The following is a 26,532-nucleotide window of genomic DNA, read 5'->3' as shown; positions in this document are numbered from 1 at the left end:
GCTTGGAGCGCAATGATAAAACGAGTTGTGCCTAAACTAGACTCTTCATTTTCACGAAAGTACCATCGGATTCTGGTAGCTGCGTATGGTCGGGAAATGGGGTGAGTTCGGTGGCTGGATTAGTTGCAGAGGTCATAAAACGCCTTTGCAGGAAGTAAGGGTTGTTTTTTAGTTTAGCAATGAATGGGAGAAAAAGAGCGATCGCCATGTTTCTGCTAAGTTCTATATTTCACAGTCGGAAGATGACGACCGATATAGCCAATAAAGACTTTTCCTGGTTCTTTTGGTAAGAAGTGAATTCGCCAGTTACAAAATTTTAATTTAATATGTCTATCAAATAAACGCTTTTCACCATCGGGACAAAGAAACATCCTTTCATTTCTATATTTATTAAGAGTTGGTTCACTTTCTCCAGACTCCTCAATAGCATAACCTTTTACATTGAATGATCCAGTTTTCCAGTTTTCTGTACATTGCTGAAGCTCACGCAATGTTTTTAATACAGGCTGAAGCTCTAACTGTCTAGTCCGAATATTTTTTAACTGCTTCCCCACAACTTCACAAAATTCTAAGTTGGGAAATAATTCTTTTTTCCGATCCCACATATCTTCCCCATCAAGAACGATGTCACGAATACGCTTTTGTATCCATTCTTTATGTTCACTAGCATGATGGCTGTAGCTAGAGTGTAGAATATCTAAAATTTCATGAACTATTTCCTCATTTTCATTAAGTTGTATTGTATCAATTTCTATATTGCTACAATTCCAGCATTGCTCTGAGTTAAAACTTACTGATATGGTATCAAGTAAATGAGCAATACCAAGTCCAATTGCTAGTTCTCCCTGATAATAGAATTCAAATAAACCAATATTATTTTCAATATCTTGAATATCAGAATTGTCTATATCTATCGATAAGGGAGCTTTTGTTGCAAGAGCTTTTATAAAACCTCTTTCTATTTGATCAGCATCATTAAACCAACGACCTACAGGATAATTAGGTGCAAGCATGATTGTATGAAACTTATCTTTAGAGCGAAGGCTAACCTTAACACCCTGTGCCGTAAAAGCTTTAATAGTTTTAATTAATTCAGACATCCATTGTTGTGCTATTCGCTCATTTGATGCTAGATATCGTAGGGATAGTTCATTTAATATTAAGTCAAGCTCCACACACTAATCTCCGGCAGCAGGTTCTAACAAAGCATCTAGAATTTTTTCCCATTCATCAAAAAATCCATCAGGGCATCGGTCAATTCTACCGTCCCGATCAATACGTGGTGAAACTACTTTTGTGTAGACCTGTCCCTGTTTTTCTTCACGTTGACAGTAATGTAATTGCACGTCTTCTGGTTTAAGCTTACCATCATGAACAGCAAGACGAATCCCATTTAAAACATGATCACTATGAGTTTCTATCACCACTTGAACACCGCAACTAGCGGCAAGTGCTAGTAATTCACCCATTTTAGTTTGTCCTCTAGGATGAAGATGAGCCTCTGGGTTTTCAACTAGAATTAGTGTATCAGGTTCAGAAGCGAGAACCGCAACAATGATTGGCAAAGTATAAGTAATACCAAAACCAACATTAGTTGCACGGTAAGGGTTACTATCTCCATACGCGCATTGCAAATTTATCAAATCCATATCTGGGTTTGATTTTATCCTGATGCGTGTACCTGGGCTAATTTCTCCCATCCATGCTTCCACTTGATCTATTAAAGCTAGTGATTTTTCTTTCGGATCATCGTATTGTGGTTGTGAAATTTTTACCTCCGGGTGACTTAATTTTTGATTAGCAATAGGTTTCTTCTCATTAACTGCAAGAAAATTTAATGTATATTCACATCTAGCACCCAGTGTTCCAAGTAATTGAACTTTGTCATATGACATTTTATTAAATGCTCTTGGCCCTATTCGCTCTGCCTCAATGTAATGAAAATTTTGATTAAAAAGGCTGGAAAATTCATATACTTTATCATCTACAAATTCTGAAGTAAGATGTAAAAAATTTGCTCCTATATCTTCTTCTTGATTTTTAAATTTCCATATACTTTTCGTACCATTTTTCCAATGAATTTCAAATACTAACTCATCTTGTTTAGATGCACCTTCAAAAATAGCATCTTTAGCTGTACCAATATTAATTAAATCACCATTAAGTACCAAACCTTTTTTTAATAACGAGCCTTTTTGATAAGATTGCCTTAATAATAATAATGCTTGTAGAACAGACGATTTACCAGTGCTGTTAAGTCCAGATAAAAGTGTAAGTGGTCTGAATCTAAGAGATTGATTTTGAAAAGGCTTAAAATTTGTGATCGTCAGGGAATCAATCATAGAAGTACCTTCTGAATAATCGTCTCTATAGTACTAAATCTATACTGTACTCTTTCTGCTGCCTGAGATATGGATTCTAGAAATAATTTATCATTACTTACATATTCCTTAAATATATTGATTAATTCTTGTTTTTTTTCTATCAAAACTTGAATTTCTTCGTCACTTAAGTTACTCAAAATTACTGACCAAGATTCAAATAGAGCTTTATTTATAGGGAACTGCTTCTTTTGGGAATTAGATATTTTACGAAAGGCATTTTTACCAAATATGTTCCAAGCCGCTACCATTGTTCTTCTAAAATTATTTTCAATTTTATTTAACTCTGCTTCAGAGAGTTTATTTGTCTTAGATAATGCTTTAGTCAAAAAAGTATCTCTATTATCCGCATAATTTTGATAAGGGGTTAGAGTAAAGGCTAAAAACCCTAGTATAAATTCCCGATCATCCATACGCATTTTCCGGTTATTCCCTAGCTTAACTACCTGCTGAAATTTTGAATCTGCCGCCAGGTGAGTTAGAAATTTTGTTCCCTTACCAGGATTAAGTGCATGACGTAATTCTTGAGGAGATAAAGCAAGACCTCCTGTATTAATTCGTTTAAAAATATTATATTTAATTTCTGGAGGTGTCCCTTTTTCGATCAAATATACCGTTAGTTGAGTTTCTTCAAGACGGCGTTGGTATCTGCGCTCAATTTGATCGAAAGTTTTATCTTCCAGATTGGTAAGATACTCTAATCCAGATAGTTTGAGTTTTTTGTCAAGAATAAAGCGCTTTAGTGCAAATAGACGCTGTAATCCATCGACTACTAACCATTTATCTTCATTCGTAGCATCTATATAAAATGCTGGTATGGGGATGCGAATAATAATAGATTCTATCAGCCTACTTTGAGCATCTTCTTTCCATACGTTTGCATGACGTTGGAAATCAGGTGCTAAATCAAGGGCTTCTTCATTGATTCTTTTTAGCAATAGCTCTATTGTAGGTTCCCTAGTTACAATGTTAATTTTTTCAGGATCATACTGGAAAGTAATTTTTTCCTCTTGCTCTTCATCATTTTCTTCTTCATCTAAAATTTCTTCATCAGCTAATTCTGGGTTGTGGTTATTAAAATCTGCCACTTCGGTTACTCCTTGGAACGGATATCTATTCATCCAGCTAGTATTTATTTTTGGTATTATTACATTAACAAATGGGTATTTTAAACTTAGCTGTTTCAATCTTACTATCTCCCTAAATAGTAGAGACGCAAAATTTTACGCCTCTACCTACCTAGTCTGTTACTGGCCTACTTCACCAACACCTGATTCACCGGCTCAACTCCCGCTAAATCCAGAATTTTGGCAATCAAATCTTCTCGTTTGACGGCCATGATATGCACACCTTGACACAATTGCTGCGCTATTTGTACTTGTTCGGCGGCAATTTTTACACCTTCTTCTAAGGGGTCTTTGGCTTTGGCTAATCTATTAATAATATGCTCAGGTATATTGACACCGGGAACGCATCTATTAATAAATTGGGCATTTTTTGCTGATTTCAACAGAAAAATTCCTGCCAAAATTGGTTTCTTATGAGTAGAAGCTATCTTGTCCATGAACTTTTCTAGTCTTTCAAAATCGGTGATTAATTGACTTTGAAAAAATTGCGCTCCGGCTTCTATTTTGCGTTCAAAGCGACTTTGCAAACCTGACCAACTGGCACATTGCGGGTCTACAGCTGCACCGACAAATAAATCCGTTGAACCATCTGTCAAGGGTTTATCGTTGCAATCGACACCTTGATTCATTTTCCGAATTAGTTGCAGTAGTCGTACAGCTTCTAAATCAAAGACGGCTTTGGCTTCGGGATGATCGCCTGCTTTTACTGGGTCGCCAGTTAAGGCTAAGATATTACGGATACCCAAGGCATGAGCGCCCATGAGGTCGGCTTGTAATCCGATACGGTTGCGATCGCGGCAAGCTATTTGACAAACTGGTTCAATCCCGTGTTGTAATAAAATTGCTGATGCGACTAATGAAGACATCCGCAATACGGCACGGCTACCATCAGTAATATTGACAGCATGAACTCTCCCCTTAAGAGTCGCTGCCATTTCAATCATATGTGCGGGATTTACCCCTTTTGGCGGTGCTACCTCGGCGGTAACTAAAAAATCACCCGCTTGCGCTGCTTTACTAAAATAATTCAAAGGATTATGGCTATGGTTATCGTCCATAATGTGAATATGTTTGTTCTTTTCAAGGGTATAACAGATTACACTTTAAAGAACAAGGGATTGGGGATTGGGGACTGAGGATTGGAGATTGGGGACTGGGGATTGGGGAAGAAGAGAAAAAATAATTTTTGACTCATCACTCCCCAATTACGTAGCTTGCTTCTCGCCTTTGGCGAGAATTAATTACGAATTACGTTAGCGTAACGTTAGCGAGTCTTCTCCCAAGGGGAGACGCTAAGAGCGAACGAGCGTCATTAAGAATTACGAATTATTCTCACACAGGCATTGAGTATCCCAGAGCAGCTTTCACGTCTGTTAGAGTTTGGTTGGCGACAGCTTCGGCTTTTTCGCGTCCATCGCGTAATACAGACTCTAAATAACTTTTGTCTGCGGTGATTTCTTGGTACTTGTCTTGTATGGGTTTCAAAGCATTGATGACTGTTTCGGTGAACAATGGCTTGAATTGTCCCCAGCCCATATCTTGACATTCGGTGGCTACTGCTTGTTTGGTTTTGCCAGACAACAGCATATATAGAGTTAACAAGTTATCACACTCTGGACGTTCTGGGTCATCAAAGGTTAAACCGCGAATTGGATCAGTTTTACAGCGTTTAATCTTGTTAGTGATCTGATCTGGTGTATCTAAAAGATTAATCCGGCTTAACTCTGAGGGATCTGATTTGGACATTTTGCGTGTTCCATCTGTCAGACTCATTACCCTAGCACCTTCTTTGCTAATTAAAGGCGCTGGTAATTTCAATACAGGTTGATCTTTGGCAAATTGGTGATTAAATCTGTTGACAATATCCCGTGTTAGTTCCAAGTGTTGTTTTTGGTCTTCACCTACGGGTACTTTATCAGCTTGGTACAGCAAGATGTCCGCCGCCATGAGTACGGGGTAAATCAACAAGCCAGCACCAACGTTTTCCCCTTGTTTGACGGCTTTTTCTTTAAATTGGATCATGTCTTGGAGCCAATTTAGGGGGGTAATGCAGTTGAGTAACCAAGCCAGTTCACTGTGGGCTGAGACGTGGGATTGGACAAAGATATTGGAGTGGTTTAAGTCAATACCACAGGCTAAATATAGCGCAGCGATCGCATAAGTGTCTGCCGCTAATGTAGCTGGATTATGCGGTACAGTAATTGCGTGTAAATCCACTACACAGAAGAAATTATCATACTGGTCTTGGATTTCTACCCAGTTGCGAATTGCGCCTAAATAGTTACCTAAATGTAGATTACCAGTTGGTTGAACTCCCGACAGAACGCGCTGCTTACCCATAAATCAATAAATTAGTTATCTCAAATTTCCACTGTGTTGAGTGGCAATAGCAAAACACATTTCATTTTGACATTTTCCAGGATAACTCGCAGTCTAGAGGATGAGAAATTGGGGGATGGGGAAAAAAATAGCATTGGGTGACTGTATATTTTAGTTTTTGGAAGTCCTTGAGTTGTCGAGTTGAAAAATTAGCAATTTTGATGATGATTGGCTGTTTATCAAAAGAATGTTTCATTTTACACTAAAAAACTACCCAATCACGTATTTGTCTAATAAAGATGAGTCTGCTTAGATGTTATGGAAGTTCCCCGTCTAGGTCTTTAAGACTACCCTATTAATGATTCGCTCAAAAATCAATAACTTTGTTTTGGGGGCTTTGGTTGTGCTGGGTGGCGTAATCGCTATTTCTGAGCCAGCGCACACTTACATACCAAAGTCTTTGCACAGATCAGTATCTAGTCGTCATCTACTAGCACAGTCTACAATTGACATTGCTAATGTAGAAGCATCTGTGTTTCAGCAAATCAATCAATTCCGTACCTCCCAAGGTTTACCAGCCCTAACTCGCAATGCGTCCATAGACAATCAAGCCAGAATTCATAGTCAGAATATGGCGAATGGTACAGTTCCCTTTGGTCATTATAATTTTGCCCAGCGAGTCCAGGCGATCGCTATTCCTTACCAAGCTGCGGCGGAAAATGTCGCCACAAATCGCGGATATAGCGATCCTGCTACCCAAGCAGTCCAAGGTTGGCTTAGGAGTTCAGGACATCTCAACAATATTCGAGGTAACTACAATCTCACAGGGGTTGGTGTCGCCGTCAATAGCAAAGGCGAAGTTTACCTGACGCAAATATTTATCCGGACATCAAGTCAAACTTCTACTCCCACTAATCCCCAATCGACAATTAACATCGCCAATGTAGAAGCATCTGTGTTTCAGCAAATCAATCAATTCCGTACCTCCCAAGGTTTACCAGCCCTAACTCGCAATGCGTCCATAGACAATCAAGCCAGAATTCATAGCCAAAATATGGCGAGTGGTACAGTTCCCTTTGGTCATTATAATTTTGCCCAGCGAGTTCAGGCGATCGCTATTCCTTACCAAGCTGCGGCGGAAAATGTTGCCACAAATCGCGGATATAGTGATCCTGCTACCCAAGCAGTCCAAGGCTGGCTGAGGAGTTCGGGACATCTCAACAATATCAAAGGTAACTACAACCTTACAGGTATTGGTGTCGCCGTCAATAGCAAAGGCGAAGTTTACTTAACGCAAATATTCATCCGCAAGCCGTAGGAAATATTTGTTTTTTCTGAGCAAAAACTATATTCTTAAGTTACCTACATTGTATCTCATATACGGTGTAGGATTTTTAATAAATAGAAAATTATTAAACATAAAAATGCGTGAACTTTATCCACCGATTGAACCTTACCAAGAAGGAAAATTAAAAGTTTCGGAATTACATACAATTCATTTTGAAGAATCAGGAAATCCCCAAGGTAAACCCATAGTCCTACTACACGGTGGCCCCGGTGGTGGCTGTCCACCAGTTTATCGACAATATTTTCATCCTGATAAATGGCGATTAGTCATGTTTGATCAACGTGGTTGTGGTCAAAGTTTACCCCATGCCGAATTACGAGAAAATACAACATGGGATTTAGTAAATGATATTGAAAAATTGCGAGAGTATTTAGGAATAGAAAAGTGGGTGGTTTTTGGTGGTAGTTGGGGTAGCACTTTATCATTAGCTTATAGTCAAACTCATCCTGAGCGATGTTTGGGGTTAATTTTACGCGGTATATTCATGCTGCGACAAAAGGAGTTACGCTGGTTTTATCAAGAAGGTACTAGCTATATATTTCCTGATGCTTGGGAAGAATATCTCAAACCAATTCCTGTAGATGAGCGTGATGATTTACTCAATGCTTATTACAAACGTTTAACTAGTCCAGACTTACAAATCAGACTAGAAGCAGCGCGTGCTTGGTCGATTTGGGAAGCTAGTACGAGTAGATTATTTCCTGATACTCAGCTAATGCAAACTTTTTGTGATAATGACTTTGCTGAGGCTTTTGCTCGAATTGAATGTCATTATTTTATTAATAAAGGTTTTTTTGAAGTTGAAGATCAGCTACTATTAAATGTTCCGCGAATTCGACATATTCCAGCAGTGATTGTCCAAGGTCGTTATGATGTCGTCTGCCCCATGATATCAGCTTGGGAATTACATCGTGCTTGGCCAGAAGCAGAATTTATTGTAGTTCCTGATGCTGGTCATTCCATGAGTGAAGTAGGAATCTGTAGTGCATTGATTGAGGCGACGGATAGGTTTGGTGAGAGGGGCTAGAGGCTAGAGGCTAGAAAAGAAAATTTGATGATTCTAGCTTGTGTATTGAGGAATTTTTATTTTTAAAAAGATGAAATTTATTGGTGTTGATTTAGGGTGGAAGTCTCAACCAAGTGGCTTATGTTGCTTACAATTAACTGAGGGCAAATTAGAGATACTTGATTTAGATCGTCAAGATGCGATCGCTCACATTTTCACATGGCTAGATACCTGGGTACAACCAACTGAACCAGCCCTCATCGCTGTAGACGCACCAACCCTAATTCCCAACCCCACAGGTAGCCGTCTTCCTGACAAACTCACCCATAAATATTTCGGTAAATATCACGCCGGTTGTTATCCTGCAAACCAAAACCTCCCCTTTGCAGAACGTACCATCAATTTTGGTTTAGAGTTAGAATCTCGTGGCTTTGTTCACGCACCCACAATTGAACCGCAAAAACCAGACAGATATCAAATCGAAGTCTTTCCCCATCCAGCGATAGTCCATTTATTTGGCTTAGAACGCATTCTTAAATATAAAAAAGGACGCATTAGTGAGCGTCGCTTAGAATTAATTAGACTTTATCAATATATTATTGATATGCTACCTAGCTTTGAACCTGCTTTGTCTGTCAGCAATTTGTCCTTAATTGAAATTCCCCACACAGGTACAGAATTGAAAGCAACTGAAGATAAACTGGATAGTTTAATTTGTGCTTATGTAGCTGCACACTGGTGGTATTGGGGAGAACAGCGTAATCTTGTATTAGGCGATCGCACTACGGGTTATATTGTTATTCCTAAAGCAGGGCTGAGTGCTGAGTGATGAGTAGTGAGTAGTGAGTAGTGAGTGAGTAGTGAGTAGTGAGTGCTGAGTAGTGAGTGAGTAGTGAGTAGTGAGTTGATTTCTACTCAGTATTTATATACTAAATAGAAGCCCGCCTCCTTGTGTAAGTTCTTTTAACTCCTAACTCAGCACTCATCACGGGCTAAACGCCCCGCTACCGCTAACAGCACTCATCACTCCCTCACTCTCTACTCCTCCGCCCAAGCAATCAAGCGAGGTTCATAAGGACTAGATAGATGTGGGTGTTTTGGTAACACGCGCAAAGACAAGCCTTGCAAACCAGAGGTGCTGTAGATGATATTGGCGGTGTAAACACTCAATCCTTCCGTATCTTGTCCTTGATAGTCCATGACTACGGGGATAGCGTTGACAATATCGCCATTAGCATCGATGGAACCTTGATATAGTTCCACTTGCACATCATCGTTATTTAAAGTTGCTAAGTCTACCTTAGCTTTAACGGCAACAGTTTGATTAACTTCAATATCTGCGCCTACGGATACGTCAATATCTTTGATTTTGATATTAAACCAGTGGTCACTCAGTTTTGCTTTCCAAGTTGCTAATTCTTTCGCTGGGGCAAAGTTATCAGAGATCAGGGTATGATAGCGATCGCTGGCTGGGAAGTAAGCCCTGAGTGCATATTCTCGCACCATTCGCGCGGTATTGAAGAATGGACAATTCAGCCGAATTGCGTCCTTCATTTTGGCAACCCAAGGACGTGGTAAACCATCGACATCGCGGTGGTCATAGAATAAGGGTACGACTTCTTTTTCCAATAAATCGTAGAGAGCATTGGCTTCTACTTCATCCTGGTAATTGGGATCTTCGTAATTTTCTCCATGTCCTATCGCCCAGCCTGTGCGGACATAATCAGCTTCATCCCACCAACCATCTAAGACACTGAGGTTAGGTAGTCCATTCATGGATGCTTTCATCCCACTAGTACCGGAGGCTTCTCTGGGACGACGGGGTGTGTTTAACCAGATATCACAACCTGCAACCATGAGGCGGGAAATATGAATGTCGTAGTTAGGAACAAACACTATCTGTTTTTCTAAGTGTTGTTCGCGGATAAAGTGGTTAATATCGCGGATCAGTTCTTTACCGGGAATGTCTTTGGGGTGGGCTTTCCCAGCGATAACAAATTGTACCTTGCGGTCTTTGTCACCTAGTAAAATACGCTTGATGCGTTCAATGTCCCGCATCCACAGGGTAGCACGTTTGTAGGTAGCAAAACGACGAGCAAAGCCAATGGTCAAGACATTGGGGTCGAGAACTTCTTGCGCTTGGGCAATTTCTGAACTTGAAGCACCGCGATCGCGCAAATGTTTGACTAAATGATCACGGACATACAATACCATGTCCAGGCGACAGCGTTCATGATTGCGCCATAATTCTTCATCGGGGATTGCATCCATGCGTTCCCACAATTGGTTATCTGGTGGGACTGATGACCAATTTGGCCCTAGATAGCGATCGTATAACTCCTGGGTGGATTTGGCAACGCAACTCCGGGCGTGAACACCGTTAGTAATTGCGGCGATGGGTACTTCTTCTACGGGAACTTTCTTCCATAACCCTTGGAACATTTGTCGTGATACCACACCATGCAGTTGGGCTACTCCATTAGAAAATGTTGCCATCTTCAAAGCTAGCACCGCCATACTGAAAGGCCCAGACAAATCTCCCGTATTTTCTCGCCCCAGTCCCAAAAATTGCTCTTTGGGTAAGCCAAAGATATCTGCATAATATCCCAGATAATGCAGAATTTTTTCAGGGGGGAATAAGTCAATACCTGCGGGTACTGGGGTGTGAGTGGTAAAGATATTGCTGGAACTGACTAGCTGTTTAGCTTCTGCATAACTCAACCCCTGTTCTTGAATCAACAGGCGGATACGTTCTAAAGCCGAGAAGGCAGCATGACCTTCATTCATGTGATAAGCCGTGACTGTATAACCCAAGGCTTTCAACAATTGTACACCACCAATACCCAGCATAATCTCTTGGTGGATACGCATATCGATATCACCACCATAGAGTTGGTCTGTAATATCGTGATCGTAGGGGTTGTTGGGTTCAATATTTGTATCTAGCATATACAGGGGTACTGTTCCCACCTGTACACGCCACACCCTAGCGTATACCTTGCGTCCGGGATAGTCTACCGCAATCCGCAGTTCTGAACCATCAGCATTGCGCTCCAGGTGCAAAGGCATATTATAGAAATCGTTAATGGGGTAACGTTCTTGTTGCCAACCATCGGCGTTGAGATACTGGGCAAAATAGCCTTGTTGATACAGTAAACCTATACCAACTAAGGGTAAACCCAAGTCACTGGCAGATTTGAGATGATCTCCCGCCAGAACGCCTAAGCCACCAGAGTAGATGGGTAGACAATCTACTAGTCCAAATTCAGCCGAGAAATAAGCGTAACATTCTTTTGGCTTTTGAGAGCGCTGTTTCTGATACCATGTACGCTCTTGGAGATAGTCCTCTAACTGACGGTTGGCACGATCCATTTGTGCCAGGAAACCTTCATCTTCCACCACTTCTATCAGTCTTCCTTGACTGATTGTACCCAGCATTAGTACTGGGTTGTGATGAACAGATTCCCATAAATCTGGGTCTAAGCGACGAAATAAGTCTTTAGTCTCAACGTTCCAATCCCAATGTAAATTATACGCTAGTCGCCGCAACGGTTCCAGTCGCGGCGGTAGAGACGGAGATACATTGAATGTGCGAATTGGCTGCATAGGTTAGCAACGCTCCTAGTTTAGCTAAGGCTATTGTTGACTGTCTTTACCCAATGTTGCCAATTCTTTATACTATGTTTGTAAAATTGCCATGACTTTGTTAAGGATGGAAAATCATTCTGGTTGGTAGATTGTAAACTGTGTACTGTCAGTCTTTGTTTTACGTCTCTTGTTCTTCATAAGGAAACTCAAGATATACAAATTTAAAGATTTTCTTAAAGATTCGTTGGTATTAAATCTTGCACAATACTGAAATTTATGAGAGTAGTAATAATTAATGGGTAAGAACTTGGGCTAAGATGAGCAATTGAGCGATCGCCCAAAAATTGTAGCGATATTTTCAGGTTTAATTACCCTAAATTCTCTCAGGCGATCGCTAGTCTCAGTTATCATCTTCTAGTCAGCCTAAAGATGGTTGATCATGATGATTTTTTTGCCTAGTCAAGGCGACAGCTGCGGCAAAAGTCATTTCTGCAGCTATTTGATAAGCGCGTTGAATACTAGATTTATTGTCTCTACCACTAGATGATAAGTAGGATGACTCTCGCTTGACATCACCGGCGGCGATCGCACGCTGTAAAATAATCAAGGCATCTAAATCTTCTGAATCAAAATTAGTTTTCAGTAATGCCTGGATTTGGTTGTAGTCTGAATTACTTAAATAACCTATATTTATAGCTTTTTGAGCAATATTTTGAATTAGAGCCATAATTCTCGCCCAGTGAGGGAGTTAACAATAATACCTTTGAGATATCATCAAGTGTTGATGAATGCAAAGTGATATTTAGATAGAATCTACGCACTAAACACCAGCCAACTGATGAGGGTTGTCAAAAATCAAGCCACAAGGCGAAAGGAACGCACTATTTCACTCTTGACAATTGACTATCGACAAAACAGCATGAAAAATCTGTGATACTGCGTAAATCTTATTCGATTGTTTCCAAAATTTATAATGACTGACACCAAGTACACATCCCCCAATTGGCTCACCTGATTGGGGGATTTACAAATTTTGTGTGATAGATAATAATTATTAGCCTAGTTTTTTACTTGTAATCTATTTAATAGTATCTTAAATATCATTTTGAGTTTAAATCAAGTTAAGTATAAAATATAGATGTCATATTTTGCACTTATAGCGATTCCTAGTTAAGTGAGCTACAGGGAGATTTTTTTTCAACACAGAGGGGCGAGGAGATTGCCCAGTTTTATTAGCAGGTTAATCAGGACTTCAGCAGGTTAGTAAATGCTATATTTAACCAGCCAATAATGTGAATATTTAATTAGTGAAACTCTGATAAATTAAATAATACTGAGTGACAGATTTACATAGAGTTAATAATATCAAAATAAACTTACTGCTTAGGGTTGATTCACATCAAATAATGTGTGTTATGCTGGTGAGCAATTATTGTCAAAAGCCATTCATGTAAAACAATCGTGATTTGGTTTGTAAGTCATCTGTGTGCAACATGATGAGAGCAGCATACTCTAAAAATTCGTTGCCGGAAAGTCGTCACAGCAATCGGGGAAGCGCTTACTTGTTTGCACCGATGGTTAATTTTAATGTGATGGCTGAAGTTGGAGATACTCCACCTTAACTTGGTTATATTTAGGTAAGTCTTACCAAGTAAGGATTAACATAAATTATATTTTGCTGTCCAGGCAAATCGTTGCACTGACTTTGAGTTAGCCTGTGCAAAATGTAGTTTCTTGCAATCAATTTTACAATTTCATATTCTGGGTTAGATACGCTACCTATCTAGCATATTGGCGCTGAAATAATTATCGAAAAACGCCGTTGCTAAATATGGTGTTTACCAACGTAGCTAATCATTAAAGTTGCTAGTGATTGAGATGTAATCTCTGATATTGGTAATAGCTAATTGCTCATAGGTAATCGAGAGGAAATTCTTACCAATTAGTAATTAATTCATTACCTAAATATCAGCAGAAGTATGATTACCAAAACACAGGATATAACGCCAATACCACTTCAAGATTATTAACACCATTCATCTCTTGTAATTTGGTCATGACTAACAAGCAATATTCCTCAAAATGGCACAGATTTCCAGAACTGCTAGCGATCGCTATTTTCGGTGATATCTCTACCCTCGCCTTCGGCCCAAAATTAAGAAATCTCGTATATCGGCAAATTTTTGCTCACATGGGAAACTCAGTATTTATTCAACACGGCGTTGAATTTATTAATGCTGCGAGTATGGAAATTTGTGACGGAGTACACCTATTTAAAGGTGTGCGTCTTGATGCCAAAGGACACCCAAATAATAAAATTTATTTAGCAGATGGAGTAGCAATTGAGCGTAATGTCGATATAGGTTGTTTAGAAGATACCTGTATACACATTGATATAGAAACTTTTATTGGCCCTGATGTTTGTATTGCTGGCCCTGGTGATATTAAAATTGGTAAGCGCTGTATGATAGCTGCTCATTCAGGCATATACGCGAATAATCACAATTTCACAGATACCACACGACCGATGAAAGACCAAGGTGTAACTAGTAAAGGGATTGTGATAGAAGATGATTGTTGGCTAGGGCATGGAGTCACAGTTTTAGATGGTGTAACAATTGGTCAAGGAAGTGTAATTGGAGCAGGTGCAGTAGTCAATAAAAACATTCCTGCCTTTTCTGTAGCTGTGGGTGCGCCTGCACGAGTTATTAGAAGCCGTAATGCCAAGGATTTAATTAATACTCAAGTTTAACTTAACTACGGATTTGCCAAAATCTAGATTTTGCTCTAGGCAGATAAATTGGGAAACCTCTGTCGAGAGTAAACGTCACAAGATGAACGAGTTAAGAACTTAACTGATTCAGGGATAGCTACCAAAAACTGAGCATCAGCTGGTAAATCCATAAAACCGATAAATTTGTAGTGAGGTGGCTATTAAATCAGTGAACAGTGAACAGTGAACAGTTATCAAAGTTTCAGTCGAGGATTTGACCCTAACTGTTATCTACCATTTCGCTTGAAGTGAGGGATTCTGACCCCAGGATAAATACATCACTGATAACTGATAACTGACAACTGATAACCAACGTCCTAGCCCTCTCCAAAAGGAACGAGATATGGGTAATATAAAGTAACTATCCTTTTTCTGCTTTGCAGATACTAAAAACAAAGCCCTAATCTCTGGAGATATCGCTGATGCTAACTTTAAAAATCGCTGTTTATATTGTTGTTGCCTTCTTCTTGACGATTTTTATCTTCGGATTTTTGTCTAATGACCCAGCTCGTAACCCTGGTCGTCAGGATTTAGAGTAGAAGTTAGACAAATCATCCACGACTGCCAAAAGCTGGCAAACACCAGATTTAACAGACACAAGCTGTGAAAATTTTATTTTTAGCCGCTTGTGTCTCCCTCCGGGGGCTAACTGCATACAGGCAGGAAGCGGCAGTTGGAAGGCAAAAACTAAATTCTTCCGGCTCTTAATTTGGCTATTTGTTAGGTTGATTGTGTCCAAAATATGCTCCATCCAGTTCTGCCGCCTGCACCGCCTTCTCTTGTTGAACCCATACAACCTGCAAATTCCCCTCTATCTGCTAGTGATACCCAGTTTCATTTAGTTAGTGAGATTGACTATAGTCCTCAGAAAAAACAAGAAATTGATAACTTACAACAGCAAACATCGCCCAGATCGATTGTCAAGCCAATAGATAATTTTCGGCCAGCAGCTACCCTGGGCATAACGCCATCACCCACACTATCCCAGCTAAAATTAGCCACTTCCACCCCTACACCATCCACTACTAAGCCAGAAACTTTTCCGCCAGAATTTTCTCTCCCGCCCACACCCACTAGTGCAGTGAATTTGGGACAACCTGTGGCAATTGGTTATCCCATTCAAGCAACAACCAAATCTCCCACAGTTCCCAACATTACAAATCAGCAGAATTTTCCTGCCTACCAAGAGCCAGTTAGCCAAGGGAATTTTACGAAACAAGCCAAGCAAGATCAGATTACTGTACAAAAAACTGCGGGTAGTGTGAATATTTCTGCATCTGCTGCTGATCATCCACCGATTAATCGACCAACAGCAAATGTCATTGAGTTTAAGTCCCGCAACTCCATCAATAAACTATCAGTATCATCCACCAGCCCACAAGCCCAGACAACCCCAACGACACCCAACAATACTCCCCCGACCCAACCGCGAATTGTCGAAGTTACATCAGATCGGCAAGAATATGATGAACAACGGCGAATTATCACAGCAGAGGGGAATGTTATAGTCCGATTTGATGGGGCAGTGCTAGATGCTGATCGCGTACAAGTCAATTTAGATAACTTAATTGCTGCCGGATCGGGTAATGTCGCCTTAACACGCGGGGATCAGGTATTACGGGGAGAAAGCTTTACTTATAACTTTATTCAAGACAGTGGCGAACTCGCCAATGGCAGGGGAGAAATCTACGTACCCTCAGCCCAGACAGATTTTGCCTTCTTACCTACAGATATTACCGCCGGGGGAGTCCCACGAGAACTACCAAGCGATCGCATCCGTGCCAATCAACCCCTGACTGGTGTCAGTAGCCCCGGTGGCATTGATTTTGCCTTTGGGGGCAGACAAGCGAGTAACCTACCAACACAAAAATCAGGGGGTCAAGTCAATCGCATCAGATTTGAAGCCAAGCAAATTGAATTCTATCCCCGTGGTTGGCAAGCTCGAAATGTGCGACTTACTAATGACCCATTTTCGCCACCAGAATTAGAGATACGAGCTGATAAAGTGACGGTGACAAGGCAAGCTCCCTTAATTGATCGGGTCAACACACAGCGACAGCGTTTAGTCTTTGATGACAAGTTTACTCTGCCTATCCCAGTGAATGAGCAGACAATTGATCGGCGGGAGAGAGACACCACACCATTTATCGTTTCCCCTGGCTTCGATGGTGATAAACGGGGTGGTTTATTCATTGAACGTGGTTTTACACTCATCAATACAGATAATGCCCGCCTACAGATTACACCACAGTTTTTTGCCCAGAAAGCCATCCAAGAACAAGATGATATCGCAGGGCTATTTGGTGTAAAAGCTAGGTTAAACGCTGTTTTAAGTCCACGAGCAGTTCTTCAGGGTTCCGGTGAACTCACTAGTTTTAACTTAGACGAAGTAGACGAAAATTTAAAAGCGAGTTTGCGGTTACGCCAAGCTTTAAGCGATCAGAATCCCTACGTCGTCAATTGGGAATATAGCTACCGCGATCGCCTCTACAACGGTACACTGGGCTTTCAAACCGTCCAAAGTAGTTTGGGTGGTGTAATTATTTCTCCGGCGATTCCTTTAGGCAAAAGTGGCATTAACCTCAGCTATCAAGCAGGCGCACAGTATATCGAAGCGAACACCGATCGCCAAGACTTGTTAGAGCCAATCCGCGACAACGATCGCATTTCCCTTGGGCGCTTTCAAAGTAGTGCGGCTCTCAGTACTGGGGTGTCACTGTGGCGAGGCAAACCGCTAGCAGCTACCGCAACGGCTGGGTTAAAATATACACCTACCCCAGTAGTTCCTTACTTGCAGGCGATCGCTGGTCTGACAGGTACTACTAGTTTTTATACTAACGGCGATAATCAAAGTACCCTCATCGGCACAATTGGCTTAGTCGGGCAGATTGGTCATTTTTCTCGCCCCTTCCTAGACTACACTGCTTTCAATATCATTTATTCCCAAGGTTTAACTAGTGGTCTATCACCTTTCTTGTTTGACCGATCTGTTGATAATCAAGTGCTGAGTGCTGGTATATCCCAACAAATTTATGGCCCTGTGCGCTTGGGTTTTCAAACATCGATTAACTTAGATACAGGTGAACAAAGTAGCACTGATTACACCATTGAATACAGTCGGCGTACCTACGGAATTACTTTGCGCTACAACCCAGTATTGGAATTAGGCGGTATTAGCATCCGCATTAGTGATTTTAACTGGACAGGTGGCACAGATCCGTTTACTGATGTTAAACCCGTTGTTGGTGGTGTGGTGCGTCCGGGTAATTAAGGTTCGGACATTCATTAAGGTGCTAACCTGGCTCTACCTAAACGCTGCTTTTCATACCATTGAGCGATCGCTGGTGTCCATGCTTCAAAGTGAGGCCACATTAATTCGCACAGCTTTTGAATTTCTAATTGTGCATCTTTTTTATTTCGCAAATCACAAAAATGCAAAAATGAACGCACATTCAAGCTGACGACAAAATGCTGGCGATAATCAAAAGGTACTTTTCCCCGTGCGTGTTCTTCCGACATTCCCCCTTCAAAATCAGCTTTGTATCGTTTAGCTGCTTCTAGACACCACTGCAAATCTGCGGCTCTTTGTTCTGGTGAATAATAGTATTTTTTACCTTGCCTGTCAGTGTAATAGCCCACAGGACGCAGGTAAATCACATCTTCTATATCTTTCTTTCCTTCTACCACTTCAATAAATTGGTTCCCTGTATAACGGAAAGAGTTATGAACTACAATGCCATTAGCAACAAAATTATGCCAATCACCTTCAACTTCTAAGTCATAAGTCATTTGTTGCCCCATATATTCTACACTCTTAACTTTAAGGGGATGTGTCCTTAACTTTCGGCTTCTTGGTTTGGGTTTAGGTTGCCAGTTTTCAGTATCTAGTATTGGGTTATAAAATTTAGCAAACTCAGCTTCTTGGTTATGATGATGAATATATTCATGACACTCTTTACATAGAGTCACTAGATTATCAAATTTGTATGCTAACGAATCATCAACATAAACTGGGATTAAATGATGAGCATGAAGATTACCACCACGAACCCTACATTTTTGACAAATGTAGTTGAACTTTTCATGTACTCGCGGTGCAACTCCTCTTGTCCATGTACCTATTAACTCCCGTTCATCAGATGTACCTCCTTTCCAGAAATTAGACTCCTCTTTTCTTTTTGTAAATTTTTTCGCGTTTTCTATACGTTTTTGACGACTTTCTGCTGATAAGTTTAAGCGATAACCACTTTTACCCTGGTTCCAAGGAGTTTTGGAACCAGATGGTTTTTTATTTAACGATAATCCGTAAGTGTAAACCCATTTTTTGATTGCCTCTATTGAACAGTTAGCCAGCCTTGCTATTTCATCAGCATGGAGTCCTTTACTAAGTTGTTCCTCTAACCAAAACTTATCCCGGTATAGGGCATCAGGATTATAGTTCCAAGGTTTGTTTTCTTTAGTAAATTTAGTATCTTTGTGATTTAAAGATAATCCATATTTGATAGCCCAACTTCTAACAGTGTTAACAGAACATTCAGATAATTGAGCAATTTCTAATGTAGAAAGTCCCTGTGCAATCTGCGATTCTAGCCATTCTTTATTTCTGTAAAGTCCATCACTTACAACTGCTAGACCATTACACATCAAATAGCACTCTTTAGCCATTTTGACCACGCTACCATCAGCATTGATAACTAAGTCTACAGCATCACCCATTGTTTGCCAGCCTTCTGATGTCAATAGGCGATGGTTAACAGTGCAATCTAGAGTCTTTCCATCTTCTAAAGTAACTCGGTAGACGGGCTGAAGACCACTACACATCACATCTTTAATATGTCCAACTTCAAATAAGCCTGTTTTTTCATTTAGAATTCGCAGACGCATCTTACGGATACGTTGTTTAATATCACGTCGGTATTCACCAGGTGGCTCTCCATTTCTACCACGAATTGACCTTTGACGAATTGCTTTTTCCCCGTTAGTCCAGAGATCGTATAACTCACCTATAGTTTTTTTCAATTTTCGGCTGGTTTCGCCTTGACAGTTAACGAAAGTAATTTCAGTATTAGCTGATAGGCATTGTACATCAAATGATACACCAACTCTGTGAGTACGCGCCTGCTGCATCACACTATGAGGAAAATAGCCACAATTTAAGACAATTTGCGGATGTTCTAGAGGCCCATAGTGTCCCCTCTCGCCTGCTAAAAGTCGCTTGACAATAATTTCACCGCATTCGGACTCGGAAGGCCAAGAGTCACGCTCGTCAAATACGAACCCATCAGTATAATCCTGGTGCATCGCCGCATAAATCACCTGCTGGGGATTGGGTGTTTTAGCAATAACTTCTACTCGGAATCGATCCATTGGCTTGAGATTTTGAACTCGATTCACCATGATATCTCTTTCGGCAGATTCAGATACTTTACAAAAATTAATATCTTTGTTACAGTTCTTAACAAGAAACAAAACGGGGAAAATCAAATGCGTACAAGTAGTGCAATCATCGATGATCAAGGTAAGCTAAACAACTTTGCGATCGAGCCAAAAGTATATGTAGATGAGCAAGGCGATCGCACTGGCTTCACACCCTATGCAGAACTACTCAACGGTCGTTTAGCAATGATTGGTTTCATCTCCCTAATAGCCTTAGAAGTCTTTACCGGACACGGCATTCTTGGTCTTCTAGCAAGTTTATAACCAGCAAATTTTAATATTTGTAAAATTTAAGTTAACAAACCTCAGAGACGGGAAATTTTCCCGTCTCTAAATTTATGAAAAAATAGCAGTCCCCAGCCCTACCACAAGACTACCTCCCCCTTCTGGATGGCTGACTTTTCCCAATCCCCTGTCTCCTGTCCCCTGTCCCCAATCCCCTATCTATGCTATTTTGACAGTGACAGATTGCAAGAGCCAAATTCAAAAATCAAACTACTGAAAACTATGGCTTTAACTGCTTCTACAATGTTGCCATTAGGCACACAAGCACCAGATTTTCATCTACCAGAAGTAGTATCTGGCAAAGTCATTTCACTGGCCAGTTTTGCTGACAAGAAAGCACTATTAGTCATGTTTATTTGTCGGCATTGTCCATTCGTCAAACACATTCAAAACGAATTAACACAGATAGACAGAGATTATTCTGCCAGCGATTTAGGAATCATTGCTATTAGCGCCAATGATGCCAAAAATTATCCCGATGATGCACCAGATTCGCTCAAAGCCTTGGCGACACAACTAGGCTGGCAGTTTAGCTTATGCTACGACGAGACTCAGGAAATAGCCAGAGCTTACACAGCAGCTTGCACACCTGATTTTTTTGTGTTTGATGGAGAACGCAAACTCGTTTACAGAGGGCAATTAGATGATAGTCGTCCTAGTAATGGTAAACCCGTAACTGGTGTAGATTTACGCGCTGCCATTGATGCTGTATTGGCTGGTAAACCTGTCAACAGCGAACAAAAACCTAGTGTGGGTTGCAATATTAAGTGGAAACCAGGCAATGAACCTAGTTATTTTGGTTGAGATATAGCAGGGAATAGGGAATAAGCTGCTTATTCCCTAATGTGTGAACTGTCAATGCTGAATTTCCAGATTGAGTATGTATCGTCCTATTTGGACTTTCTCTGCCCACAATTCGTATTCCAAGCGCAAATGCTGTGGTAGTGGGTGTCCACTGAGATTTAAGCTATTTGTATAATTGCGTAAGCGGATAGGATCATTAGCTTGTAATGACTCCGTTGGTAACCAGTATCGACTAACGCCATACACACCCTGTTCCCAGAAGTGGCGATAACTGACTTGATTGTTACCTTGCATGGTCATAATGACTCGATAAGGCGAAATCTCTAACCACAAAATTCGTGGGCTAGTAGGTACGTAAGCTTGATTACTCCTACTTGAAGAAAGTGGATCTTCTGGACTGTCAAAGTCGGCTACTTCACAAGTGATTAGCGGCGGTGCAGTCAAAAGTAAATGAAATCGATCAATGTCTTTTTGATAAAGTGTACCAGCAGTTTCGACAACAGACCAGAATGGCAGGTCTGTGGAAACAAGTGATAAGCACACGGGCTTGCGGTGATGGGTCAGCATGGGAGCAATGAGAGCTAAAAGCTATGGAATAAGATGAAATTAATACGAGATGATCTAGTAGGTCAGAGTGAGCAACTAAAGAGTAAAACCTGCTTAATATTAACTGAAGATGCTTATTTAGGAGGCTAAATAAACAAACAAAACATAAGTTTGATATAAGTTTAAACGGCTAAAACTACACTTACTCTACAATGAAAAAACTTTTAAGTAAGATTAAGTGAAAACTTATACTTATGTAAATATTTAACCCTAATGGCTTCAACATCACAAGAGTCATATAGTAATCCGATTTGATTTCTGAATCATTTGTAGAGGTAAGAGACTGGGGACTGGGGACTGGGGACTGAGGAGAAAGAATAAAGTAAATATTAAGGTAGTGGCGTGTCTAGACTAAAGTAGTACATTAGTAGGCTGGGTGGAGGCTTTGCGTAACCCAACATAATCTAAGGAACACAACGTATATCTTAGTTTTGAGTGAAGCGATCGCCATACTCAACCTACAATTTTTTTGCAACATTTTAGCCTTGCCACGCCAGTAGGTGTGTTACGGCTGTGCAAGGATTTGGGAGTTTGAGAAAGTAAAAATGAGCCGCAGGTCACCATGTTTCTCGGTGCGTTAAGCGTTGCTATAACGCACCCAACAATTTAAGGTTTACTTTATAAATCACCTTTAATACCATTTCACGTTAATCATGATACACATAAATATAAATTATGTAGAGACGTTGCAATGCAACGTCTCTACTGTTCACATTTAAAGAAAGTTGGTATAACAATTACTATTTTTTCTGGCGTTGCTGAATTGAGGGATGATTTAGCAAGTTATAAAATTTCCCCCCTGCTTCCCGTGCTTGCCTAAATTCGTACCCCTGTTCTGCAACGCCTTTTTTCCCTCCTAGTTAACGGGTTTACAAACTAATTATCTGTGGATGAAAATTTGATATGTTATCCCAATAAGCAGCTTTGTCAATATTTATCTCCAGTAAGGCAAGATCAGGATCATCTAATCCTTGAGGAAACCAATTCGTTAGCTCTGGCTGCCATTTATCTTGATTTTTTTTACGGTCTTTTACTAGTTTTGCTTTGCCAGATATAGAAATAAATAGTATTTTTTCAACTGAGGAAAAACTCACATTAACTTGCTGATGTTCTTCAATTTCTAGCACTTTATGAGAACTAGCAGCAGTAAAGAAGCAAAGTATACCATTATTATCAATACTACTATTTATATACATTGGACGACTATGCAAACTGCCATCTTGATCGACGGTAGTCAACATACCATAATCAATATTTCTCATTAATTGTTGTAAATATACGATTTGTTGATTACTATCTTGAGGAGGTGTCATATAATTACTCACTTACTTTATTTGGTTATGACAATATTTATTACTATTAACATTTTCACTTTTAAAGTATGTCTACCGCTAGAAGTAATTTAAATTCGCCAATTACTGATGGATGGGACTGATAGAGGTATTTTAAACCTAAGATTGATGGCATCAGTGATTTATGCAACTAAGGTTGGATATAGGAATCTGCTTTGATTACGGAACGGATTTGTTTAGGTAGGTAACAGGCGACAGAAAAGAAGGGAATTAGCAGGGTAATGACTTTTTTTCAAAAATCAAATATGAGTCCTATATAGCCGATGATGAGGTGAGAGATTAATTAAAAAATTGTCTTTTAGACTAGGCTATCTTGATCAAAATCAATAGTTATAGCGAATTGGATTAGCTTTTAAGTTTTAAAAACTATAGCTTTGAAAGTCTTAACAATCTGTGTAGATATAAATGCGATCGCCAGGATTTATAATTGAGTATAAGAAGATGACAGGAGTGTAAATTGCTGTGATTAAAGCAATTCATACTAGTGTTAAAGGGAGAGCTAGATACAAAGTAAAAGAGCTTGATCGTTCACTATCTCTGAAAAATCATTTAGAGCGATCGCTGGTGAGTCAGCCAGAAATTATTGCTGTATCTGCTAATCCATTAACAAGTAATGTACTGGTGATTTTTTGTCAAGAATATAATTACCAGCAAATTGCTAATCTGATTGCAGCAGCTATATTTAGCTATCAAAAAAACCATCAGTTAGTTGCACCAGCAAAAACAACAAAACTTAGTCAAAAAAATCTTGCCAGCAGTGAAAAGTGGCACTTGATGTCAGCAGATAGGGCATTAGACAAATTAAAAACCTCTGCCAAATCAGGACTATCTAGTGAGGTGGCTACTACTAATTTGAGTAGATACGGGTTGAATGTCCTGGCAGACACACAAGTCCGTTCCCATCTGAGCATTTTTGTTGACCAGTTTCAATCCTTACCAGTGGCTTTGCTGGGTGTGGCTGCTGGGGTGTCACTCTTTACCGGGGGGCTGATAGATGCGCTGGTGATTTTGGGTGTCGTCGGTCTAAATGCAGTTATTGGATACACTACAGAAACCCAATCGGAAAGAATTATTCATTCCCTCAAACACCAACAGCAAACCTCCGCTTGGGTAATGCGAGATGACACTGCTAGAGAAATACCTGTAGAAAATGTAGTGATGGGTGATATTTTAATTCTCAAGCCAGGTAGTTATATAGCCGCAGATGCTCGATTAATTGAGGCAGATAACTTGAGTATTGATGAGTCGGCTTTGACAGGCGAAAGTATACCTGTGAGTAAAAATACTGCACCTTTAATGGGGGAAGATGTACCTCTAGGCGATCGCCTAAACATGATCTACAAAGGTACATTGATTACTGGTGGTCAAGGATTAGCGGTAGTCGTGGCTACAGGGCAATTCACCGAAATGGGCAATATCCACCAACTAGTCGGGGAAGCCAAAGCGACAGAGACACCCCTCGCTAGGCAGTTAGATGAAGTGGGTAGCCAATTAGTGTTAATTAGTATGGGCATTTGTGGCCTGGTTTTTGGCTTGGGATTGCTGCGGGGATATGGTTTAGTGCAAATGCTGAAATCATCTATATCTCTGGCCGTGGCTGCGGTTCCCGAAGGATTGCCGACAATTGCCACCACAACCCTGGCTTTAGGTATCCGCGATATGCGGAAAAATCAAGTCCTCGTCCGTAGCCTCAGCGCCGTGGAAGCTTTAGGGTCAGTACAGACGATTTGCTTAGACAAAACTGGGACAATCACCGAAAATAAAATGTCTGTAGTGGAGATTCATATAAGTACGCGAGAAATCAAAGTAGCCGATGGGGAATTTTTAGCTGGGGCAGAAAATATCAACCCATATATGTACGATGAATTATTAAAGCTGATTCATGTATCAGTTCTCTGCAATGAAAGCGAAGTCAGCCAAGACAGAAATGGAGAATATGCGGTTACAGGTTCAGCCACAGAAAATGCTTTAATTCATCTGGCGATCGCAGCTGGTGTGGATGCGATCGCCCTCAGAGAAAAATATCCCCTATTACACACCAATCTGCGTTCCGAAAACCGCAACCTCATGAGTACCATCCATCAGACGCAGAATACCGACAAATTTGTCGCTGTTAAAGGCAACCCCAAAGAAGTGGCGCAGATATGCCAAAGTTGGATGAAAGATGGACAGCTAGTTACCTTAACAAATGAAGACCGACAAAAGTTAGAAATAGAAAACGATCGCATGGCTGGTAAAGCTTTGCGAATATTGGGTCTAGCCTATAGCTATCTTGATGAATCCGATCACGGCAACCATGAATCAGGCTTAATTTGGTTGGGGTTGGTGGGTATGGCAGATCCCATCAGGAAAGGCGCTAGAGAATTAATGGCGAACTTCCATCAAGCAGGTATTAATACTGTGATGATTACTGGTGATCAAAGTCCCACAGCTTATGCGATCGCTAAAGAACTAGATTTAAGCCGAGACTCCCAGTTAGAAATTCTCGACTCTAACAACCTCAACAACCTCACCCCAGAAGCTTTAACCGCCCTCAGTGATAAAGTAGACGTGTTTGCCAGGATTAGTCCTAGCAATAAACTGCAAATAGTCCAAGCCTTGCAAAATGCCGGTCAAGTCGTCGCCATGACTGGTGATGGAATTAACGATGCACCTGCCCTAAAAGCAGCCCAGGTTGGTGTAGCTATGGGTAAAGGTGGAACCGATGTAGCCCGTGAAGTTGCAGATATCATCCTCGAAGATGACAGACTCGAAACCATGATTATCGCCGTCAGTCGGGGACGGACAATTTACAACAACATTCGTAAATCCGTGCATTTCCTCTTAGCCACAAACTTAAGCGAAATCATGGTGATGACTATTGCCACCGCTAGTGGTATCGGCGAACCCTTAAACGCAATTCAACTTCTCTGGCTAAATTTAGTCACAGACATCTTCCCTGGTTTGTCTTTAGCAATGGAAGCGCCAGAACCAGAAGTTTTAAGCCAGCCACCACGGAACCCAGAAGAACCAATTATCAAAAAATCAGATTTTGCCAGAATTACCTGGGAATCTGCCACCATCTCTGGCAGTACCCTAGCTGCCTATGGTTACGGCATCCTCAAATATGGTATCAGCCCCCAAGCCAGCACCATCGCTTTTATGAGTCTCACCACAGCCCAACTACTACACACAATTAGTAGCCGTTCCGAAAAACACAGCATATTTCATCCCCAAAAACTTCCGAATAATCCTTATCTCAATGCGGCAGTGACTAGTTCATTTGCCATCCAACTATTAGCCATAACCGTACCACCATTACGCAATCTCTTAAAAATTACGCCAATTAATCTATTAGATAGTGCTGTTATCGGCAGTAGTGCTTTATTACCTCTATTAGTCAATGAAGGTACAAAAGAGAATAGAGACACAAGAGAAGGTAGACCATGAAAAAAGACTTCATGTTTACATCTGAATCAGTGACAGAGGGACATCCTGATAAACTGTGCGATCAAATTAGGGGAGCAT

General features: G+C 40.5%; 20 protein-coding genes and 4 pseudogenes. 11 read left to right on the top strand and 13 right to left on the bottom strand.

Annotated features, from left to right (window positions below; translation table 11 throughout):
• Positions 1-31: 31 nt before the first annotated feature.
• The 6 genes from FD725_RS32395 to trpS all read right to left on the bottom strand — a co-directional run bounded on the left by FD725_RS32395 (position 32) and on the right by trpS (position 5,848).
• A complete protein-coding gene (locus FD725_RS32395; protein ID WP_256871988.1) occupies positions 32-208 on the bottom strand; it encodes a hypothetical protein in 177 nt (58 codons plus the stop codon).
• Positions 209-215: 7 nt separating this feature from the next.
• Complete coding sequence (locus FD725_RS08335) at positions 216-1,175, bottom strand: hypothetical protein (RefSeq protein ID WP_179047689.1); 960 nt, start codon at positions 1,173-1,175, stop codon at positions 216-218.
• A 3-nt stretch (positions 1,176-1,178) separates the two neighbouring features.
• Positions 1,179-2,342, bottom strand: coding sequence for a DUF3696 domain-containing protein (locus FD725_RS08330; protein WP_179047688.1), 1,164 nt, complete (start codon positions 2,340-2,342; stop codon positions 1,179-1,181).
• Positions 2,339-3,568, bottom strand: coding sequence for a DUF262 domain-containing protein (locus tag FD725_RS08325; protein ID WP_306296896.1), 1,230 nt, complete (start codon positions 3,566-3,568; stop codon positions 2,339-2,341). Before FD725_RS08325 ends, FD725_RS08330 begins: the two co-directional genes overlap by 4 nt.
• 68 nt (positions 3,569-3,636) lie before the next feature.
• A complete protein-coding gene (locus FD725_RS08320; RefSeq protein WP_179047687.1) occupies positions 3,637-4,566 on the bottom strand; it encodes a methylenetetrahydrofolate reductase in 930 nt (309 codons plus the stop codon).
• Between the two features lie 274 nt (positions 4,567-4,840).
• Positions 4,841-5,848, bottom strand: coding sequence for a tryptophan--tRNA ligase (trpS, locus tag FD725_RS08315; protein ID WP_179047686.1), 1,008 nt, complete (start codon positions 5,846-5,848; stop codon positions 4,841-4,843).
• Positions 5,849-6,185: 337 nt separating this feature from the next.
• Between trpS and FD725_RS32960 the strand changes: the two genes are divergently transcribed.
• From FD725_RS32960 to FD725_RS08300, 3 genes are all read left to right on the top strand, one after another.
• Complete coding sequence (locus FD725_RS32960; protein WP_306296895.1) at positions 6,186-7,145, top strand: CAP domain-containing protein; 960 nt, start codon at positions 6,186-6,188, stop codon at positions 7,143-7,145.
• Between the two features lie 106 nt (positions 7,146-7,251).
• A complete protein-coding gene (pip, locus tag FD725_RS08305) occupies positions 7,252-8,202 on the top strand; it encodes a prolyl aminopeptidase (RefSeq protein ID WP_179047685.1) in 951 nt (316 codons plus the stop codon).
• A 70-nt stretch (positions 8,203-8,272) separates the two neighbouring features.
• Positions 8,273-9,010: a DUF429 domain-containing protein gene (locus tag FD725_RS08300; protein WP_179047684.1), complete on the top strand. Its 738-nt coding sequence runs from the start codon at positions 8,273-8,275 to the stop codon at positions 9,008-9,010.
• Positions 9,011-9,219: 209 nt separating this feature from the next.
• Here the strand turns inward: FD725_RS08300 and glgP are convergent, their stop codons facing one another.
• Both glgP and FD725_RS08290 read right to left on the bottom strand, forming a co-directional pair.
• On the bottom strand, positions 9,220-11,787 hold the full coding sequence (gene glgP / locus FD725_RS08295) for an alpha-glucan family phosphorylase (RefSeq protein WP_179047683.1): 2,568 nt from the start codon (positions 11,785-11,787) through the stop codon (positions 9,220-9,222).
• 400 nt (positions 11,788-12,187) lie between these two features.
• Positions 12,188-12,496, bottom strand: a complete 309-nt coding sequence (locus tag FD725_RS08290; RefSeq protein WP_179047682.1) for a hypothetical protein — start codon at positions 12,494-12,496, stop codon at positions 12,188-12,190.
• Between the two features lie 766 nt (positions 12,497-13,262).
• Here FD725_RS08290 and FD725_RS32385 point away from each other — a divergent pair.
• The 4 genes from FD725_RS32385 (at position 13,263) to FD725_RS08275 (ending at position 17,813) form a co-directional block, all read left to right on the top strand.
• The gene (locus tag FD725_RS32385) at positions 13,263-13,391 is read left to right on the top strand and encodes a hypothetical protein (RefSeq protein ID WP_255449162.1); all 129 of its coding nucleotides are present in this window, start codon (positions 13,263-13,265) and stop codon (positions 13,389-13,391) included.
• Between the two features lie 434 nt (positions 13,392-13,825).
• Positions 13,826-14,521, top strand: a complete 696-nt coding sequence (locus FD725_RS08285) for a DapH/DapD/GlmU-related protein (protein ID WP_179047681.1) — start codon at positions 13,826-13,828, stop codon at positions 14,519-14,521.
• Between the two features lie 443 nt (positions 14,522-14,964).
• Complete coding sequence (locus FD725_RS08280; protein ID WP_179047680.1) at positions 14,965-15,081, top strand: photosystem II reaction center protein I; 117 nt, start codon at positions 14,965-14,967, stop codon at positions 15,079-15,081.
• Positions 15,082-15,284: 203 nt separating this feature from the next.
• Positions 15,285-17,813: a DUF3769 domain-containing protein gene (locus FD725_RS08275; protein ID WP_179047679.1), complete on the top strand. Its 2,529-nt coding sequence runs from the start codon at positions 15,285-15,287 to the stop codon at positions 17,811-17,813.
• Positions 17,814-17,827: 14 nt separating this feature from the next.
• Here FD725_RS08275 and FD725_RS32955 read toward each other — a convergent pair.
• The 3 pseudogenes from FD725_RS32955 to FD725_RS32945 form a co-directional block, all read right to left on the bottom strand.
• A pseudogene (locus tag FD725_RS32955) lies at positions 17,828-18,262 on the bottom strand (FAD-dependent thymidylate synthase); the annotation flags it as partial.
• Positions 18,263-18,265: 3 nt separating this feature from the next.
• Positions 18,266-19,426: pseudogene (locus FD725_RS32950) on the bottom strand (HNH endonuclease); the annotation flags it as partial.
• Between the two features lie 195 nt (positions 19,427-19,621).
• Positions 19,622-19,909 (bottom strand): annotated as a pseudogene (locus FD725_RS32945) (FAD-dependent thymidylate synthase); the annotation flags it as partial.
• 117 nt (positions 19,910-20,026) lie between these two features.
• On the opposite strand from FD725_RS32945, the gene FD725_RS08265 reads away from it, so the two are divergent.
• Positions 20,027-20,242, top strand: a complete 216-nt coding sequence (locus FD725_RS08265; RefSeq protein ID WP_179047678.1) for a chlorophyll a/b-binding protein — start codon at positions 20,027-20,029, stop codon at positions 20,240-20,242.
• Positions 20,243-20,485: 243 nt separating this feature from the next.
• The gene (locus FD725_RS08260) at positions 20,486-21,067 is read left to right on the top strand and encodes a thioredoxin family protein (protein ID WP_179047677.1); all 582 of its coding nucleotides are present in this window, start codon (positions 20,486-20,488) and stop codon (positions 21,065-21,067) included.
• 51 nt (positions 21,068-21,118) lie between these two features.
• Here the strand turns inward: FD725_RS08260 and FD725_RS08255 are convergent, their stop codons facing one another.
• Together FD725_RS08255 and FD725_RS08250 are read right to left on the bottom strand one after the other, a co-directional pair.
• Positions 21,119-21,634 carry a hypothetical protein gene (locus FD725_RS08255; protein WP_179047676.1) on the bottom strand — a complete coding sequence of 172 codons (516 nt, stop codon included), beginning with the start codon at positions 21,632-21,634 and terminating at the stop codon, positions 21,119-21,121.
• A gap of 908 nt (positions 21,635-22,542) precedes the next feature.
• On the bottom strand, positions 22,543-22,986 hold the full coding sequence (locus FD725_RS08250) for a pyridoxamine 5'-phosphate oxidase family protein (protein ID WP_179047675.1): 444 nt from the start codon (positions 22,984-22,986) through the stop codon (positions 22,543-22,545).
• A gap of 501 nt (positions 22,987-23,487) precedes the next feature.
• Here FD725_RS08250 and FD725_RS08245 point away from each other — a divergent pair.
• Entirely contained in the window at positions 23,488-26,454 is a 2,967-nt protein-coding gene (locus FD725_RS08245; RefSeq protein WP_179047674.1) for a cation-translocating P-type ATPase, read from the top strand.
• Positions 26,451-26,531 (top strand): annotated as a pseudogene (locus tag FD725_RS33105) (S-adenosylmethionine synthetase N-terminal domain-containing protein); the annotation flags it as partial. The gene FD725_RS08245 and the pseudogene FD725_RS33105, both read left to right, overlap by 4 nt.
• Between the last annotated feature and the right edge of the window lies 1 nt (position 26,532).

It is taken from the genome of Nostoc sp. TCL26-01, from assembly GCF_013393945.1.
Lineage (GTDB): Bacteria > Cyanobacteriota > Cyanobacteriia > Cyanobacteriales > Nostocaceae > Trichormus.
The sequence above is the reverse complement of the archived record's forward strand: the minus strand, read 5'-3'. Positions and strand labels throughout refer to the sequence as shown.